15 protein-coding genes and 1 pseudogene are annotated in these 19,049 nt (G+C 42.2%); 12 read left to right on the plus strand and 4 right to left on the minus strand.

Features of this window, described 5'->3' with window-relative positions:
- Nucleotides 1-50: 50 nt before the first annotated feature.
- The 7 genes from gucD to garD all read left to right on the plus strand — a co-directional run bounded on the left by gucD (nt 51) and on the right by garD (nt 8,894).
- Nucleotides 51-1,514 carry an alpha-ketoglutaric semialdehyde dehydrogenase GucD gene (gene gucD, locus KOL94_RS00595; protein ID WP_221563194.1) on the plus strand — a complete coding sequence of 488 codons (1,464 nt, stop codon included), beginning with the start codon at nt 51-53 and terminating at the stop codon, nt 1,512-1,514.
- Nucleotides 1,515-1,704: 190 nt separating this feature from the next.
- Complete coding sequence (locus tag KOL94_RS00600) at nt 1,705-2,748, plus strand: tripartite tricarboxylate transporter substrate-binding protein (protein WP_221563195.1); 1,044 nt, start codon at nt 1,705-1,707, stop codon at nt 2,746-2,748.
- 72 nt (nt 2,749-2,820) lie between these two features.
- Nucleotides 2,821-3,225: a tripartite tricarboxylate transporter TctB family protein gene (locus tag KOL94_RS00605; protein ID WP_221563196.1), complete on the plus strand. Its 405-nt coding sequence runs from the start codon at nt 2,821-2,823 to the stop codon at nt 3,223-3,225.
- A gap of 15 nt (nt 3,226-3,240) precedes the next feature.
- Nucleotides 3,241-4,752 carry a tripartite tricarboxylate transporter permease gene (locus KOL94_RS00610; RefSeq protein ID WP_221563197.1) on the plus strand — a complete coding sequence of 504 codons (1,512 nt, stop codon included), beginning with the start codon at nt 3,241-3,243 and terminating at the stop codon, nt 4,750-4,752.
- Between the two features lie 46 nt (nt 4,753-4,798).
- The gene (gene gudD / locus KOL94_RS00615) at nt 4,799-6,148 is read left to right on the plus strand and encodes a glucarate dehydratase (RefSeq protein ID WP_221563198.1); all 1,350 of its coding nucleotides are present in this window, start codon (nt 4,799-4,801) and stop codon (nt 6,146-6,148) included.
- Between the two features lie 43 nt (nt 6,149-6,191).
- Complete coding sequence (locus KOL94_RS00620; protein ID WP_221563199.1) at nt 6,192-7,256, plus strand: Ldh family oxidoreductase; 1,065 nt, start codon at nt 6,192-6,194, stop codon at nt 7,254-7,256.
- 99 nt (nt 7,257-7,355) lie between these two features.
- Nucleotides 7,356-8,894 (plus strand): galactarate dehydratase, encoded by a 1,539-nt coding sequence (gene garD / locus KOL94_RS00625; RefSeq protein WP_221563200.1) that lies wholly within the window; start codon nt 7,356-7,358, stop codon nt 8,892-8,894.
- Nucleotides 8,895-9,082: 188 nt separating this feature from the next.
- Here garD and KOL94_RS00630 read toward each other — a convergent pair whose 3' ends face one another.
- Genes KOL94_RS00630 through KOL94_RS00640 form a run of 3 tightly spaced genes read right to left on the minus strand, consistent with a single transcriptional unit; the run spans nt 9,083 to nt 12,768 of the window.
- Nucleotides 9,083-10,180, minus strand: a complete 1,098-nt coding sequence (locus KOL94_RS00630; RefSeq protein ID WP_221563202.1) for a GerAB/ArcD/ProY family transporter — start codon at nt 10,178-10,180, stop codon at nt 9,083-9,085.
- Between the two features lie 3 nt (nt 10,181-10,183).
- Entirely contained in the window at nt 10,184-11,242 is a 1,059-nt protein-coding gene (locus tag KOL94_RS00635; protein ID WP_221563204.1) for a Ger(x)C family spore germination protein, read from the minus strand.
- Between the two features lie 29 nt (nt 11,243-11,271).
- A complete protein-coding gene (locus KOL94_RS00640; protein ID WP_260412148.1) occupies nt 11,272-12,768 on the minus strand; it encodes a spore germination protein in 1,497 nt (498 codons plus the stop codon).
- Nucleotides 12,769-13,152: 384 nt separating this feature from the next.
- Here KOL94_RS00640 and KOL94_RS00645 point away from each other — a divergent pair.
- The 4 genes and pseudogenes from KOL94_RS00645 (at nt 13,153) to KOL94_RS00660 (ending at nt 16,185) form a co-directional block, all read left to right on the plus strand.
- Nucleotides 13,153-13,462 (plus strand): annotated as a pseudogene (locus tag KOL94_RS00645) (cupin domain-containing protein).
- Nucleotides 13,463-13,607: 145 nt separating this feature from the next.
- Nucleotides 13,608-14,081 carry a DinB family protein gene (locus tag KOL94_RS00650; protein WP_221563205.1) on the plus strand — a complete coding sequence of 158 codons (474 nt, stop codon included), beginning with the start codon at nt 13,608-13,610 and terminating at the stop codon, nt 14,079-14,081.
- A 136-nt stretch (nt 14,082-14,217) separates the two neighbouring features.
- Nucleotides 14,218-14,529: a putative quinol monooxygenase gene (locus KOL94_RS00655; protein WP_221563206.1), complete on the plus strand. Its 312-nt coding sequence runs from the start codon at nt 14,218-14,220 to the stop codon at nt 14,527-14,529.
- A gap of 306 nt (nt 14,530-14,835) precedes the next feature.
- Entirely contained in the window at nt 14,836-16,185 is a 1,350-nt protein-coding gene (locus tag KOL94_RS00660; protein ID WP_221567527.1) for an NAD(P)/FAD-dependent oxidoreductase, read from the plus strand.
- Nucleotides 16,186-16,357: 172 nt separating this feature from the next.
- Here the strand turns inward: KOL94_RS00660 and KOL94_RS00665 are convergent, their stop codons facing one another.
- Nucleotides 16,358-17,224, minus strand: coding sequence for a LysR family transcriptional regulator (locus KOL94_RS00665; RefSeq protein WP_221563207.1), 867 nt, complete (start codon nt 17,222-17,224; stop codon nt 16,358-16,360).
- Between the two features lie 290 nt (nt 17,225-17,514).
- On the opposite strand from KOL94_RS00665, the gene KOL94_RS00670 reads away from it, so the two are divergent.
- Entirely contained in the window at nt 17,515-18,993 is a 1,479-nt protein-coding gene (locus KOL94_RS00670) for an alanine/glycine:cation symporter family protein (RefSeq protein ID WP_221563208.1), read from the plus strand.
- The last annotated feature ends 56 nt before the right edge of the window (nt 18,994-19,049 follow it).

A 19,049-nucleotide genomic window follows, 5' to 3' on the forward strand; every position in this document is an offset into this window, starting at 1 on the left:
CTGAAAATTATCAATAAAATAAATTTTCATTTTAAATGAGGAGGCGAATCATGACCATTCAAACGCAAAGCAAACAATACTTGAACTACATAGACGGGAAATGGCTGGCGTCAAGCACAAATGAATGGATTGAAAATACAAATCCAGCGAATACCGATGAGGTCGTCGGTTATGTGCCGAAGTCAAATAAAGAGGACCTGGATAAAGCTGTAGCATCTGCCAAATCAGCTAAGAAGGCATGGAGGAAATTATCGGGTGATGCTAGAGGAAAGTTTCTGTATAGAGCAGCTGACATTCTTGAAAGCAGGTTAGATGAAATTGCCGAGTCCATGACGAGGGAAATGGGCAAAACACTGCCGGAAGCGAAAGGTGAGACAGCACGTGGTGTAGCGATTCTCCGTTATTATGCAGGGGAAGGATTGCGGAAGGTCGGGGATGTCATCCCTTCGACAGACAGTGACGCGTTGATGTTCACAACACGTGCACCACTAGGTGTGATCGGCATCATCACGCCATGGAACTTCCCGGTAGCGATTCCGATCTGGAAAGCGGCTCCAGCCTTGATTTATGGCAATACGGTCGTGTTGAAACCGGCCACAGAGACGGCGGTGACATGTGCGAAAGTCTTTGAATGCTTTGAGGAAGCAGGTTTTCCGGCAGGTGTCGTGAACATGGTGGCAGGTCCCGGTTCGGTCATCGGCCAAGGGATTGCGGATCATCCGGATGTGAACGGCATCACCTTTACAGGCTCCAACGCGGTGGGCAAGCAAATCGGTCAAGCTGCACTGGCGAGAGGCGCGAAATATCAGCTTGAAATGGGTGGGAAAAACCCAGTCATTGTCGATTCGGATGCTGATCTTGATCTTGCCGTCGATGCGACGATCAGCGGCTCATTCCGGTCAACCGGTCAGAAATGTACCGCCACCAGCCGTGTCATCGTCTTGAACGATGTCTATGAACAGTTCAAAGAAAAGCTGATCACGAAAACGAACGAGATTACGGTTGGCAACGGCCTGCAGGAAGGTATCTGGATGGGGCCAAGTGTCAACGAAAGTCAGCTGAACACAGTCCTCTCCTATATCCAGAAGGGGAGAGAAGAGGGCGCGTCACTCGTCCTTGGCGGAGAAAGATTGACAGCCAGCGATTATGAAAAAGGGTATTTCGTCCAGCCGACGATCTTTGAAGATGTGACTTCGTCGATGACAATCGCCCAGGAAGAAATTTTCGGACCGGTCATCGCGCTCATAAAGGTCGACACGATCGAGGAATCGCTCGAGATCGCTAACGATGTCGAGTTCGGGCTGAGTGCTTCGATCTTCACCTCCAACATCCAAAAGATGCTGACATTCATCGACGATATGGATGCCGGGCTTGTCCGTATCAACGCAGAGAGCGCCGGTGTGGAATTGCAAGCACCATTCGGCGGCATGAAACAATCAAGCTCGCATTCCCGGGAACAAGGACAGGCAGCGATCGAATTCTTCACATCGATCAAAACGGTGTTTTTGAAGTAAAAGGGAAAGAAAGCTGCCGCTGGAAACATCCGGCGGCAGACCCAAAAAAAGGAAAGCACGAGGAAACATATATTACGGGATGGAATCCTCCACAATGTTTAATTTAAAATTTTTATACATGTAGTATCTCGTTCATGGTTTTTTACAGATAATTGTATGCGGTTACAAAAATCGAAAGGGAGAGTGTATGATGAAGAAACTTTTTACGATTTTTTTGGTAGCTGTGCTCGCGCTCAGTCTAGCGGCGTGCAGCGATACTACAGCCGGGTCAGGTGAAGGGTCAGAGGTGGATGTTTCGAGGATCAGGTTGGTGATCGGTTCAACGTCTACAGGTGGGGATACATACCAGAATGCCGATACGATCAGCCGCTATTTGGAAGATCCTTTGGGAACGAATATCAAAGTGGACGCAGTCGGGGCAGTCCGGGCTTTCCAAGAGTTGGGGAAGGCGAAGAATGACGGCAGTACTGTGATGTTTTTCCATGACATGGCGTATTTAGGCGTCGAATATGGAAGCATCCAGGAAAACAACAAGCTGGAAAACTGGACAATCGGACCTGTTGTTTCGACCAATCCAGGGAATGCCTTTTTAGCGAAGGGGGACGCACCTTATGACACGATGGCAGAATCCGCAGAATGGCTGAAAAATAATCCGGATGAAACGATCACCGTAGCGATTGAATCAGGTGGGGTGTCCGAGATCACGTTCGACGGTTACTATCTATGGGTGAAAGAAAAATACGGAACCGAGGTTTCAGACCGTATCAAAGCCTACGTGACAGGGTCCCAGGAAGATAAGAACCAAGCGTTATGGGATGGAAATGCAGACATTATCAACGGTTCGATCGGCGGTAACAACGAATATACGAAAGATGGTGTCGAAGATGACATCAAGATGAAGTTCCTCGGCATTACAGCTGGGAAACGGGTGGAAGGCTATGACATCCCTACTTTCGCTGAACAAGGGATTACAGTTAACGGCAAAGAGTTCGTCTTCGATAAGGAATTCTTCTTCCTCATGCCAAAGGATGTTGAAGAAGACTTTGCTTCGAAACTGGATAAAGCTGTAGCAGAAGTGGAAGAAAATCCGGACTATGCGAAAGACCTGGGCAAGAATGCTTATATCACCAATTACGTCCCAGCAGAGGAAGCGAAAGACTACTTACGCGAGAAGAGGGCGACTTTCCAGAACATCATCAAAAACGCACCAGAGCTGGACAAGATCACCAATTGATCGGATAGAGGCTGTCTGTATACAAACTAGACAGCCTCACTCCTTCATTACGGCTATAAGAGGTGAAATCATGTGAAAGACCTGCTCACAGTTAAATTGAAGTTCAGTGAATACCATACCATCTTTCCTAAAATCATGCTGACGATCCTGATTTTCCTGGCGGTTTTGATGCTGCTGCTCAATATCGTCAAACGAATAAGGGAAGGAACGTTAACGGCGTTTCGTTTTCAATTTTTTGTCGACAACTACGACAAACTTAAATTTTACGGAACGTTCGTGTTGTTGATCGCCTATGCTTTCGTGCTAGAACTGATCGGTTTTTTACCGGCAAGCATCCTTTTTATGTTCTTGATCAGTTTACTATTCATCGGAAATGTCAAAAAGAAATCGATCGTTGTGTCATTAGCCAACTCGCTGGCAACGTCATTGGTCATCTGGTATTTGTTCGGCCAGCTGTTCGATATAACTTTACCGTAAGGAGGGTGATTTCCAATGGATATATTTGAAATACTCAGCCCGCTTTCAATCTTGCTCTGTTTCCTCGGCGTATTCATGGGCATCATTTTCGGAACGATCCCGGGAATGACGGCTACGATGGCGATCGCCCTCTTTCTTCCGATCACCTACACGTTGGATATGGTCGACGCGATCGCCTTATTGATCGGCTTATATGTCGGCGGGATCAGCGGTGGTCTCGTGCCGGCTATCCTGTTGAATATCCCTGGTACACCTTCTTCACTCTGTACGACCTTTGACGGCTATCCGATGACCCAGAAGGGCGAAGGGGAAAAAGCGCTGAAAGTTGGGATTACAGCCTCAATCATCGGCGGCTTTTTCAGCCTGACCGTTTTGTATTTCTTCGCCCCGGTACTCGCTTCTGTCGCGATCAAATTTTCATCCGTCGAAAAGTTCCTGATCATCGTTTTTGCATTGACCGTCATCGCCTCGATATCAAAGGGCAGCTTGCTCGGAGGGATTTTCAGCGGTTTGATCGGTGTCTATTTAAGCCTGATCGGCATGTTTGCGGATAACAACCAGCTGAGGCTCATCCCACCTGGCTTTGAAGAGGAATTGACTTACGGTTTTTCCCTTCTTCCGGTATTGATCGGACTGTTCGCAATCGCCCAAATCTTTCAGGAGTCTGAAGAGGGAATGAAGGCTTCTCCCCATCAGACGTTCGACTTCAAAAAAGAAAAGAAGAATCCGTTCACCTTCAAGATTTTCAACGGCCAGATCATCAATACGATCCGTTCCTCGATGATCGGTACGTTCATCGGAATGCTGCCAGGTGTCGGTGGAAGTGCTGCGTCGATTTCCTCCTACTCGCAAGCGAAGAACTTTTCGAAGCATCCAGAAAAATTAGGGACGGGGGAACCTGAAGGACTCATCGCGAGTGAATCGGCGAACAACGGTCTGATCGGCGGTGCCCTGATTCCATTGCTCTCGTTGGGGATACCCGGAGACAGTACGACCGCTGTCTTAGTCGGGGCTTTGTTATTGCAGGGGATCCAGGTAGGACCGTTATTCATCCCGACAAATCCAGATCTATGGGATGGCATCATCTATGCGCTCATCATCGCCAACATCGTGATGTTTTTCTTGATGTTTTTTTCAATCAAATATATGGCAAAGATCATTTATATTCCGAAGTACATCATTTATCCGATCATCATCGTCATGTGTGTCGTCGGTTCTTACGCCATCAATAACGGGGTCATGTTTGATGTTTGGACACTCCTGTTATTCGGATTGGCAGGCTATGTGTTCATGAAAATCGGGATCCAGGTTGCGCCGTTTTTGATAGGCTTCATTTTAGGGCAGCAATTGGAAAAGTACTTTATTGATAGTTTAAAAGGCAGTGGCGGAGATTTGACGATCTTCTTCACAAAGGGGCCGATTGCGTGGATGTTATGGGTGTTGATTGCCGTTTCTCTCGTTTATGCGATCATGGATAACCGGAAATCGAAAAGATCCGGCGACCAGAGCATAACCCCGTCGACGTAATACGAACACCGCTGTTTTATAGATAACTAGGATAGGAGAGGATAGGATGGAGTCTGTTACGAAGAAAAAACATATGACCCCGACAATCGTGGAAATGTCCGTCATCCCCGTTGCCGGTCATGACAGCATGCTGTTGAATCTGAGCGGTGCCCACGGTCCGTATTTTACACGGAACGTGGTGATCCTCAAGGATAGCAGCGGGAATGTGGGAGTTGGTGAGGTTCCAGGAGGCGAAGGAATCCGAAAGACATTGGAGGATTCCAAACCGCTGCTGATCGGGAGTTCAATCGGCCATTATAACAATCTATTGAAAAAGGTGAAGCATTCGTTTGCTGCTAGGGATGCCAACGGCCGGGGAAAGCAGACATTTGATCTGCGCATCACGATTCATGCGGTAACAGCCTTAGAGGCAGCCTTACTCGATTTATTAGGGAAACATCTTGATGTCCCGGTTGCCGCATTGCTTGGGGAAGGCCAACAGCGGGATAAAGTAAAGATGCTCGGCTATTTGTTTTACATAGGGGACCGGAACAAGACGGATCTGCCTTACATCAGCGGAGAGGGGGAAGAAGATGAGTGGCTGCGGGTCCGTCATGAAGAAGCGTTGACACCGGAAGCGATCGTCAAGTTGGCCCAAGCGGCAGAAAAACGCTATGGATTCAAGGACTTCAAGCTGAAAGGCGGCGTTCTGGGCGGGAAAGAGGAGATCGAAGCGATCCGAGCCCTGGCGGAAAGCTTTCCTGAAGCCCGTATCACGCTTGATCCGAATGGCGCATGGTCTTTACAGGAGGCGATCGGACTATGCCGGGATATGCATGGCACATTGGCTTATGCAGAGGATCCGTGCGGTGCGGAAAATGGCTATTCCGCACGAGAGGTCATGGCGGAATTCAAACGGGCGACCGGATTGCCGACTGCAACGAATATGATCGCCACTGACTGGCGGCAGATGGGACATACAGTCCAGCTGAATGCTGTCGATATCCCGCTCGCAGATCCTCATTTTTGGACAATGCAAGGCTCTGTGCGGGTTGCCCAGATGTGCAATGACTGGGGGATGACTTGGGGATCCCATTCCAATAACCACTTTGACATCTCATTAGCGATGTTCACCCATGTCGCGGCAGCGGCACCAGGGGAGATCACAGCGATCGACACACACTGGATCTGGCAGGATGGTCAGCGCTTGACGAAGGAGCCTTTTGACATTGAAGAAGGGCATGTGACGGTCCCCGATAAACCTGGTCTGGGCGTAGAGGTGGACACGGGCCAAATCGAAAAAGCCCATCGATTATATAAAGAGATGGAGCTGGATGCCCGTGATGATTCTGTCGCAATGCAGTATCTCATTCCAGGCTGGGAATTCGATCCGAAGCGTCCAAGCATGGTCCGATGAATTTTTTTAAAGCGGTATAAAAGACATACAAGGAGGCTTCATCTTGAATTTTAACGCTGAACGTTTGATCCATTATGTGGACGATATTTTTAAAAACGTCGGCTTGTCCTCAGAAGACAGCCACATCGTTGCAGAAAGTCTGGTCGCGGCCAATCTGCGCGGGGTCGATTCCCATGGCGTCACCCGTGTTCCAATCTATGTGAAACGCCTGATAGAAGGCGCAGTCAATCCTTGTCCGGACATCAAAGTGATCCAAGAAAGTGATGCGACTCTCTTGATCGATGGGGACGATGGCATGGGACAGGTCGTAGGTCGGAAGGCGATGGAAATCGGCATAGCTAAAACGAAGAAAAGCGGCGGCGTACATATTGGGGTCACCCGTTCCAGTCATTTTGGAGCAGGGGCATATTTTGTGAAACGAGCCGTTGAAGCGGATATGGTCGCGTTCGCGATGTCGAATGCCCCGTCGACAATGGCCCCATGGGGCGGAATCCAGCCTTACTTCGGAACGAATCCATACGCTTGTGGAATTCCAGCGGGCAAACATGAGCCGATCCTATTGGATATGGCCACGAGTGTCGTCGCAAGAGGGAAAATCATCATGTCCGCCCAGAACGGTACTGATATTCCGACTGGCTGGGCGATTGATGATAAAGGCCGTCCGACAACCGATTCGAACGCTGCATTAGCCGGATCCGTCCTGCCGTTCGGCGGACCGAAAGGATACGGGATCGCCATGATGATCGACATCATGAGCGGGGTCTTGACTGGTGCCGGCTTTGGTCCCCACATCAATAATATTTATGGAGACTATGACAAACCGCAAAATGTCGGGCATTTCTTCCAGTTGATCGATGTCAACCGCTTCATGCCGGCTGAATTGTTCAAGCAACGCGTTGATCAGATGATTGATGAAATCAAATCATCGCCAGCAGCTGAAGGGGTTGAAGCGATATTCGTTCCAGGAGAGCTCGAAAACAGGATCAAGCAAAAAAGGCTGGAGAATGGCATCGATTTATCTGAAGAAGTCTATGAAGATCTCAAAAAAGTCGGGGCGGAATGCGGCGTAGATATACGGGATTATGAGAATGCCGACACCATCCGTTGATTGACAAAATCCTGACAGAGGTGGCAGTGGGGAACTGCTGCCTTTGGATCATGGAACAAGTCGTTTTGTCGGACGGAAATCAGAAAGGGTGAATCATCCATGTCATTGGATAAGACACAAAACGAAACACCTCTCTACATCAAAGTGAACGATAACGATAATGTGGCGACGATTGTCAATTCAGGGGGATTGAAGAAAGGAATGACATTCTCTTGCGGGCTACAACTGCAAGAATATGTGCCAGAAGGACATAAAGTGGCTTTAGCTGATTTCGATGAAGGTGAAGCGCTCGTCCGTTACGGGGAAGTGATCGGCTATACGGCAGCTCCGATCCAAAAAGGCAGCTGGGTGAAAGAAGCGTTGGTGAACCTGCCGATGCCTCCTGAGTTGGATGATCTGCCAATCGCAACACGAACACCTGAGGAACAGCCGCCATTAGAAGGCTATACATTTGAAGGCTATCGTAATGCGGATGGAAGTGCCGGAATCAAAAATATCCTCGGTATCACGACAAGTGTCCAGTGTGTGGTCGGGGTCCTTGATCATGCGGTTGCTAAAATCAAAAAAGAACTGTTGCCGAAATACCCGAACGTCCACGATGTAGTGGCACTCAACCACAACTATGGCTGCGGAGTTGCGATCAATGCACCTGAAGCCGAGATCCCGATCCGTACGCTGCAAAGCATGTCGACCCACCCTAACTTCGGCGGTGAAGTCATGGTCGTCGGGTTGGGCTGTGAAAAACTTTTGCCTGAACGGTTGATCCCGGGTGATGACAAACAGCTCAACATCCTCTCCTTGCAAGATCAACAAGGATTCACCAAAATGATCGACGCGATCATGGCGATGGCAGATGAGCGGTTGCAAAAGCTGAACGAGCGGGAGCGGGTGACCTGTCCAGTTTCAGATTTGGTTATCGGTTTACAGTGCGGTGGGAGTGACGCTTTCTCTGGTGTAACAGCTAATCCTGCTGTCGGTTACGCCGCAGATCTGTTGGTCCGTGCTGGCGCCACAGTCATGTTTTCAGAAGTGACTGAAGTACGGGATGCTGTCCATTTGTTGACCCCCAGAGCAGTAAATGAAGAGGTCGGGCGTGCGTTGATCGATGAGATGAAGTGGTACGATGAGTATTTACAGAGGGGGATGGCAGACCGCAGTGCTAATCCGTCCCCTGGCAATAAAAAGGGTGGTCTTGTCAATGTCGTTGAAAAGTCGCTAGGCTCGATTGTGAAATCGGGAAGCAGTCCGATCTCCGGTGTGTTGTCACCAGGGGAGAAAGCAACCCAAAAAGGGCTGATTTTTGCAGCAACACCTGCCAGCGATTTTGTCTGCGGGACATTGCAGCTCGCTTCCGGCATGCACCTTCAAGTGTTCACTACAGGCCGCGGTACGCCATACGGATTGGCGATGGCTCCTGTCATCAAGGTATCGACACGCAATGCACTGAAAAGTCAGTGGGATGACCTGATCGATGTCAATGCAGGACGAATCGCAACCGGAGAGGCTACGATCGAGGAGGTTGGCTGGGAGCTTTTCCATTTCATACTCGATGTTGCAAGCGGCCGCAAACAGACCTGGGCCGAGCACTGGGGAATCCAGAACGACTTGAGCCTGTTCAACCCAGCACCGATCACTTGAATTCAAATATAGATCATGTCAGCCTGAAAGACTTTAAAATGTAATTTTGCATATACAGAAAACCAGCTGAAAAATCCCCTGTCTTGCGTTAGAATAGGGGATTTATTGCTGTCCCTTTTTAGCTTAGCCTATTGAATCAGTCTTTGTTAGACTTCCGATTTTTAAGGATTCGATTTTCAACTTGAGTGTTAATACTGAGAGCTTTCAAATTTACTTTTACGTATGGAAAAAATGATAAATAAAAGTGGTATGTAGCTATATATGAAATAGAAACCTATCTCTGAGGCGAATTTCCCTAGTGCATCTACTTCCAGATGGTCATCAATCAAGATGCTGCTAAGCAATATTAATGACATGATCGTATATAATGATTTCCTTGGTTTAATTTTCGTTATTTTCTTTAGGATCCTCGTACAACACCAGATAGGAATACAGACGGCTGGAAGTATAACCAAAACCCATGTAAAGATAAAAATAAATTCAAACCGGATGATAAAAGGCATTTCAACAATCTTAGTCATTACCAATGTCGGCCATAATGTATGCTTAAGTTGACCTTGGCTAAAATAAACGAAGGTTAACAATGTAACCAATAGATATAGGAAAGTTGTATAGGCTAATGCTCCGTGTGCCCATTTTGCAGATTTAGAAGGATACTTAATAAACGGGAAGTAAATCAACAAGGTCTCAAATCCAATATATATCAGGGAAGATGCTTTAGAGGATTGGGCTATTTCAAGAATTGAATGGTTAAAAACCGGCATTAGGTTTCTAAAATTAGCATATTGTAAAGGAAAATATAACGTTAGCAGAAGAAGAGAAGGTAGAACCACTCCTAGGAAGCTTATTCCCGTTAATGTTCGGAATCCTCCGGTAATGATGTAAATGATTAGACATGCTAACCCTATGCTAAGCTCCCAGGTTTTGATCATTGGGAATACCCATACATGTATAGCTTCTATATAAGTACGAAATACGGTAAGAGCCAAAAGAAAAAAGTATCCAATAACAATAACCGATAAAAAATTCCCGATTTTATCACCAAACGAAATTTGATGGATTTTTAACAAGTCTTTTGTGGGGTTACTAACCATTTGTAGTATCATCCATAATATAATATGAAGGCTTAGACCTGTGATAATAACCGAGATCCATGCATCATGCCCAGCATTTTCAAAAATCGTATTCTGAAAGCTCAGAAGACCAATTCCTGTTTGAGATGAGTGAATCAAAAAGAAAACAAAAAAAGTAGATACTAAATAGTTTTCTTTATTTTTTTGCTCCATTATCTACCCACTCCCGAGAAAGTTCATCTTTGTTTCAATTTCAAATTCTAAATTTGGGTATTGATCATTAAACCTCTCTTGCGTCCAACCCCGCTTTTCACTTCTAACTAAATCTCCAAATCCCATAGGATCTACTTGTTCCTCTTTAAACTCTTCCAATAACTTTTCAATTTTTGTGGTTAATTCTTTTTCGATCATTGTAGATACTTTATCTACATCTTCCTTCTTGGTAAGATCAAGGGACCCTGGGTAATCTTTAATAAGAGCAAACAAATCAAGTTTAATGTTCACCTTTGGCTCTTGACGAGTATTTTTAAGGTAGATTTTTCGTTTTCCATACATAATTTTTAAAGAGATTTTCTCTTTCTGTTCGCTTATGAATTCATAAGTACCACTCATATTTTTGTCTTTAATGATCTTAAAGAGGAACGTTTCTTTATCCTGCAAGCGCATCGCCAATTTGTCACCCTTAAAAATTCCTAAACCATCAACCATTATCTTTTCAGATTCATAAAGAGTTAAGAACGGTAAGTAAACATCTTGTCCAGCACCAAAATATTGATTTAATACTGTATGAAGGTTCGTTTGCGGCGTATTCCCATATGTTATATTTTGTTCAATTACATCAGAGAGATAAAAAGGTGGTAATGTCATAGTATGATTAAGGACTTCAGCAGCATCCTGCTCGGATATTGCCATTTTTGCATTGCTTGCTATGATTGGATCTCTGACAAGCGTACTAATTAAATCTTTAATGCTTTCTTTTGCAAAAGGTTCACCCATTAATATTGTTCTTGTTTTTCCAATTTCAACAGGGTGTGGTACTTGTTGTGTAAACGTCGTAAATATTCCATTTGCAGTTTCGGATTCTGCTGTAAGAAGCTTTACTGGTGCCCCTGCTGGTACATCATAATGAACATGGAAAGAAGCGCTCCCTTTTATTTTATCATCTTCAAGATCATAGCCTAATGATTCAATCAGTTTTAAATCCTCGACTATTTTATTCCTAGAGCATCCTACTATTAACAACAGGACACATAGGATTTTTAAAAAGTTCATCATGGCCCACAACCTCTTGAAAGAGAAATAAGTTATTCGTTATTATAGTCATCCTCGATGTCTTTATGCTTTTTGACATTGTACCTAAGCAACTTTAGAGGTCTAAGGAAGGTATAGCGTTTATTCGTAACGCTTAAGGAAGACCGAATAAAAATATCGTTTGAATCTCTGTACCTGAATGGGTATACAGGTGCCAAATAGGGTGTGCCAAGAGATTTTAACCTTATTAGATGGCACATGATAAAAGTAAGACCCAGGGTTACCCCAAAACCTCCCCAAATTGCAGCTAAGAGAATAAGTGGGAATCTTAATGTCCGAATCGTATTAGTCATCTTGAAAGTAGGAGTAGTAAAAGAAGCAAGTGCTGAAAGAGCTACGATGATTAATAATATATTACTTGTTAGTGCAGCTTGGACAGCAGCTTGACCAATTACAATACCTCCGACAATTCCCAAAGTTTGGCCTACTTTTGTCGGGAGTCTGGCTCCTGCCTCTCTCAAGAGTTCTATTGCAATTTCTAAAAATAAAGCTTCCAGTATAGGAGGGAACGGGACATTTGCCCTTGACATGATTAACGGCATTAACAGATCTTCCGGAATGATAGCATAATGATGTGTTAACACGGCGACATATATTGGTGTTGACAAAATTGAAAAGAGGACACCTATAAATCGTATTAATCGAAAGAAAGACCCTACTGACCAAGGTGAGTAATAATCCTCTGGTGATATAAAAAAATTAAATATACTGGTAGGTCCTGCGATAACATAAGGTGAACCGTCACTAATAACGATTACTTGTCCACTTAAAAGCATATAGGTTGTACGATCCAAACGTTCTGTAGACATGAATAGTGGAAAAGGTGTATTTGAGTTATCAGAAATAATCTCATCTAGAACTGCACTATCGAATATAACATCCATATCTAAATCCTCAATACGTTGTCTCATGGTCTGAATGTGCTGTGGATTTGCAATTCCATCAATATATCCAATCATAACCCGAGTGTTTGAAAGAGATCCTTTAGTAAATTCTTTAAAAACAAGATCGTCGGATGTAATTTGCCTTCTCAATAGGATGAGGTTTGTATCAAGATCTTCGACAAAACCCACCTTTGGTCCGATTACACTATATTCATTTTCAGAATCATTAAAATCTCTATAACCTTTCGTTCCATTCGAAAGATTAACCAAAATACCTTTCTCGGGAGTTTTCGTCAAATGAATGAAAATGTAGCCTTTTGTCAGTTTGTTTATGAATGCTTTAGCATCGGAAGTGATTTCTCGATCTTCTATAGGTATGACATTCATCAAATCCGAAAGCTCTTCAAATTCCTTCTCTACAGATTGAATATATGGAAGGAGATGATGTTGCATTTTCTTTTCATCAATAAGGCTCTTATAATAGGAAAAATATATGGGTAATCCATTGACGCTTTCAGTGGAAAACTGGTAAAAATCATCGGATTTAGAAACCTTATCAATCAAATCGTGTATTGAATTGTTTTTTTGTTTTTTGAAATTCCACAAGGAACCATCACCTACCTATTTGAAGACGAGTTAGTATTATATTTGGCTAGTTTAGCCAATTTCTGGTGTTATTATTTATTTGTGTTCGATGAATACTCACGATTAGTTGGACACAAGAGAAAGGATTATTCAGGTATTTCCAAGTTCTTAAATCAAATCCTTAAGGGTGAAAAGAAAGTTTCTCCGTTGCTCAAATTGAATACACTAGTAACTTCCATTGTTAATCAATAAAAGGGATCAGATTGTTAAGTATAGGAAGGAATATTAGAAAGTAAATCGAAGCTCTAAATTATTTATTTAAGGGGAAGGAAAGTATAATTAAATTGCAGAATAATTCAAGTATTATGATGTCTAGGATAAGCGGGATTTTATTTGAGAGGGGATATAGAAAGGAAAAAAAGTAAGTACAATGCTGAACATTATATATGGGGAAATAATTGTGATGGGTGGCATTTAGCGGAAAATCAAGATTTAAGTATTATTCATGAACATATGCCAGCTGCAATTTTTCTTTGTCTTATCAGGTATAGCAACCATTGAGATAGATGGTAAAGGGATAACCTTAAATCCACAAGAGGGAGTAGAAGTTCCTCCTTTGGTACCACACCAAATGTTTAACAAGACAAATAATGAAGTTGAGTTTTTGGTAATTTCTCAACCGCCAAGTAAAGGTGATAGGGTTTTAGTGGATTAAACTTTATATAACGAACGGGCGCGTTCATCGCATAACGTATCTTTTGTTTATCGGGCGTTTATCGCTTTTGAGCAATCGAGAAGAATCCTATAGCAGGCATAAATGATAAACTTAAATAGAATCACAAAGAAGGAGTGTGAAAGCAATGAAAGAAGACGGCATTTTTGAACAATATGATTTTTACAGGGAGTCATCCATCCAACTGCTTGATTCTATTGCCTCCGAAAAACAAGCTGATGTGATACCAAATGGATATAGTAATTCCCTGCGCTGGAATTTAGGCCATATCCTCGTTGCACAAGAGGGAGTAATGTATTACTTTGGAATGAATCAACCTGGAGATATTTCCACAAAAATACAGGAGTCATTCAAACCAGGGACAAGTCCAAAGGATTGGTTTGCCTCACCTCTTACTTTGAATGAAATACAAGAATTGTTAATAGAACAAAAGGAACGAATAAGAGATACCTTTTCTGGAAGATTAGGAGAACCGGCAGCCAATGCGTTTGAATTTAGGGATAAAAAATTAAAGATGGTGGGAGATCTGTTCATATTTACCCTCTGGCATGAAGGGTTACATCAAGGTGTCATCAACGGCATGAAACGAGCTTTAAAATAAGTACTCACGAATTTCTCAATGTTGTAATTCTATCAATGGTTTTTCAGCAATCCCTTTAGCCATTCACAGTGAAAGAAGATTATTTATGGGATAAAAGGCTTCTTTTTTATCAGGAATATAATTAAGGAGAACAAATATGAGTAAATTTGGATTATTTGGTAAGTTCACAGTCAAAGAAGGCCTACGTAATACATTAGTAGATATTCTTTTGGAGGCAGCAGAATCGATGCAGAATTTGGAGGAATGTGAGATATATCTAGTAAATATATCTGATGATGAACCGAATTCTGTATTTGTTTATGAAGTATGGAGCAATGAAAATGCACATAAGGCATCTTTATCACTTGAAGCTACTCAAACATTAATTAGACGTGCGAAACCAATCATAACAGGAATGGAGAGAATCAGTACCTTGAAGCCAATGGGAGGAAAGGGTATTTTAAACTGATTTTTATTAAACATACGGGGGCATATTCGTAATAAGGATATGCCACTTTTCATGAAATTGTTATTGAATTTGATCCATCGGTTAGAAATAATCGGTAGTATATAGATGGATATGTATTAATAAAAACTTGAAGGTGTAATGATTGTATACGAACCAAAAGTTGAAACTATGGGAGATACGCAATTGAAGCATTTCGCTGTTAAGGACTTAGATGGATATGGAATGATATTTGGCGGCGGTAAATGATTCTTGAATCCCATTTTGATCGAGATAGGATGAATACTTGAGGAGGAATGGAGGAGAAACATATTGGAGAAAGTAATAGTTATCGGAGGAAGCATCGCTGGGAAACTAGCTGCTAAAGCTCTTTCGCATATATTTCGACAAGTAATCATCTTGGAAGCCGGTCAAAGATGGAAAGAAAAAGCCCCTAGGAAGAGAGTACCACAAAGCTACCATCCTCATGTTTTATTAAAAGGAGGAGAAGAAGCAATTGAGAAATTGTTTCCACACTTCCTTGATCAATTAATAGAAGACGGGAGTATTGTAAATAACTTTACAAGAGATTTGAAGTGGCATCATTTTGGGTTCTGGAAACCACAGTTTCAAGGAGAATTAGTCATGGTTCAACAAAGCCGCCCTATGTTAGAGTGGCATTTACAACACCGTATTGATCAAGTTTCTAATATTGCAACCAAGTACGAAACAAAGGTCGAGCAACTATTATTAGATCGTCAACGTAACAAAATATCCGGAGTACGGGTACGTTGCCTGATGACAGGAAGAGAAGAAGAACTTCTTGCAGATATGGTTGTTGATGCTAGCGGGTTTGGTTCAAAGAGTGTTGAATGGCTAAAACAATATGGTATAGAGGTTAGGGAAGAAAAGGTGTGGATTCAGCTTTTTTATGCCACCAGAATCTTTCGTTTGAAAAGTCAGGACCGTCCAGACTGGTGTAATCTTCTGATTTCTCCCAGTTTCCCTGAAAACCCTTACGGTGCATTCATTCAAACGATTGAAGGGAATCGTTTCTCTGTTACCTTTAGTGGTTACGCCAATGAACGGGCGCCAAAAACAAACGAGGAATTTTTCGCTTATGCACAAAAGTTACCCGTCCCTGATGTTCATCATTTTCTAGAACAAGTGGAACCAATTTCCGAGATAAAAATACATAAGATTCCTTATCAGGTACGTCGACGTTTTGACCTTGCGGATGTCCCGGAAGGTTTCCTGGTGGTTGGAGACGCTCACTGCCGATTTGATCCGGTATTTGGGCAAGGGATATCTGTCGCTGCTATGGAAGCCGAAGAGTTACAGAGTTATTTTGAATTTTTTACGTATCCTGATAAAGGGTTCACCAAAACATTCCATAAGAGAATTTCTAATTTGATTGCAACTCCATGGGAGATGGCAATTACGGAGGCATTTCGCCATCCCGATATTAATGGTGACAGACCCCTCATACAGCCGTTTAAACAGTGGTATAGTAAAAAAGTATATCAGCTTTCAGCTTTTGATCCGGAAGTTTATCTTAGATTAGTTAGAGTAATGAATTTAATCCGGCCACCCTTGCACCTTTTCCATCCTAAAGTAGGGTTTGCTATATTAACTAATCAGAAGAAAAGATTAAGTGTTAAAAAAACACTTTCATCATAAAAAATAAGATTGATTTTTTGGTTACTATCCCCTTTAGCTTCTACACACAATTGTCCATTTTTGTGGATTTAAACCCCTTGATATACGGGGGCTAAAATGATGCAAACCGCTTAATGAGCCAAAGTATCACTTAAGCTCATTAAAATAGGAATACTTGTGTGACTGAACATAATTAAATAGCTTGATATAGATCAGTAACCGTAGAGATAAAGATAGAAGTAGCTGGGGATTTTTGTTCGTTCATACCTAACCCTATAATTCGATACGCTTCTTGCTCAAAATCAAGAAGGGTAATAGAAGAAGGAGCATTTTTCAAAACTAATTCCGGTCTAATGTTAATACCAATATTTGCTTGTACGAGGGAAAGGATGGATTGATCATCTGAAACTTCGTATTTTACAGTGGGAACGATTTGATTTTGATTAAAAAAATCCTCGACTTCATTATCCCAACCCTTTTTAGGTTTGATCAAAGGATACTTTTCTATATCTTTTGCTTTCATTACCTTTTGGTTCGAAAGGGGATTTTTGTTTGATACAATACAATGAAGTTTATCTTTGATAAGTGGTATGAACTCGATGCTTTTGTTATCAGAGTCTGTTGTGAAACAAATATCCAATTCTCCAGTGCTAACAGCTTTTTCGAGACTTTTATAATCATCTTCATATATTTCAACTGTAATCCCAGGATACTTTTCAGAGAATATAGTTAATATTTTGGGAATCCATTGAGAAGTAACACTTGCAAATGACCCAACCTTGATCGTCCCTGTCTTCAATCCTTTCAATGTTTGAACTTCTTGTAATAAATTGTTATGTGTTTGCATGATTCTAAGTGTATATTCATATACCCTCTTTCCCTCATTCGTTAATTGTAGTCCGGTACGGTTCCTGATTAATAGAGGAATACCCAACTCTTCCTCAAAGCTTTTAAGGGCATGACTGACCCCTGACTGAGTCAAACCTAATTGATGACCAGCTTTGGTAATATTTCTCATCTGAACAACCTTATTAAAAACCTCATACCTTTGAATACTCATATTCTACCCCTTACATGAGAACTATTAATATAAATCATTCCAAACTTTCATTTTACTAATATCAATTGTCTGATTATACTGAAAATAAGTCAAGTAAAAAAATTGTGAATATTTATAATCGTTCAAACCATCAAAGGTTAAGAGTAACAAAGAAGTTGGTAAACAAAGGGGGTTACATGAATCAAAAGGTGACCAGTTTTTTTGTAAACGCTTTCTGCTGTTGTTAGGTGCATCGTTTTATTTACGAATGTGTTGTTTAAACACTTTCAATTTTCGATAGGAGGATTTTGATGGAATTAATTATTAATTGGTTGAATGGAATCGTGTGGAGTTCCGCCCTGGTTTACCTTATTTTGGGGGTTGGGTTGTTTTATTCGATTGCTACTCGTTTTTTTCAATTTAGGCATTTTAAGGATATGGTAAGGTTAACGTTTAAAGGGGAAAGTTCATCGGCGGGAGTATCTTCTTTCCAGGCCTTGAGCATGTCAGTTGGAAGTAGAGCAGGTATTGGGAACATCGCAGGTGTAGCTACAGCTATAACCTTTGGTGGTCCTGGTGCAATTTTCTGGATGTGGGTAATGGCCTTTTTGTCAGCTAGTACTTCATTTATTGAAACAACACTTGCACAAGTTTATAAAAGTAAACAGGACGGAGAATATAGAGGGGGTGCCCCTTATTACATTGGAAAAGGACTAAATGTAGAATGGTATGGTATTTTATTTGCTTTCATTACGATGGTTTCGATGACCATTCTTGTACCTGGCATCCAGGTTAATACAATTGCCCTCTCTATGGAAAGTGCATTTGGTTTTAATCCTATGGTTACTGGGACCATACTTGTTGTTTTACTTGGTGCTATTATTTTTGGAGGGGTTAAGAGAATCGCGACCACTGCACAAATAATAGTACCTTTTATGGCCATTGGATATTTTATTGTTTGTGCACTTGTTTTACTCACCAATATTTCACAATTACCTAACATATTAGCACTTATTTTTTCAAGTGCATTCAACATGGACGCTACTTTTGGTGGATTAATCGGTTCGGCACTTGCCTGGGGGGTTCAGCGAGGAGCTTTTTCCAATGCAGCAGGCTTCGGTAGTGAAACATTTGAATCTGGGGCTGCAGAGGTATCGCATCCTGCTAAACAGGGATTGGTACAAGCATTATCCGTTTATATTGATACATTGATCATTTGCTCGGCGACGGGGTTTATGATTCTACTAACAGGGATGTATAATGTGGTATCTCCAAATGGTGGGACTATAGTAAATAATATAGGTGAGGCTGAACCGGGATCAATTAACGCGCAATTGGCAATTGAATCGGTATGGCCAGGATTTGGTGCTCCATTTGTTGCTATTGCTATTTTGTTTTTTGCGTTTACGAGTATCATCACTTATTCATATAAGGCAGAAACAAGTCTTGCCTATATCAATCGTAATAGAAAAGTAAAACTGACTTGGCCGTTGAATCTACTTAAAATTGGCCTGCTGGTATTTGTATTCTATAGCAGCACGAATTCCGCTACAATTGCTTGGGCAATGGGAGATTTAGGGTTCGGTATCATGACCTGGTTAAATATAGCAGCGATCCTATTGTTAACGAAACCGGCATTGAAAGTATTAAAGGATTATGAAATGCAGAAAAAGGAAGGTAAAGATCCTGTATTTAATCCTACGAAGTTAGGCATAAAAGGTGCAGATTTTTGGGAAGATGACTATGAAGAAAGTTCAGATGAAATCGTAGCGGAAAGAAAATCTATGTAGTTTGTTGAGTTGATTAAAAAAAGTAGATGATGCTAAATAAAAATGAATTAGGCAGA

Source organism: Alkalihalobacillus sp. TS-13 (assembly GCF_019720915.1).
Classification (GTDB): Bacteria; Bacillota; Bacilli; order Bacillales; family Fictibacillaceae; genus Pseudalkalibacillus.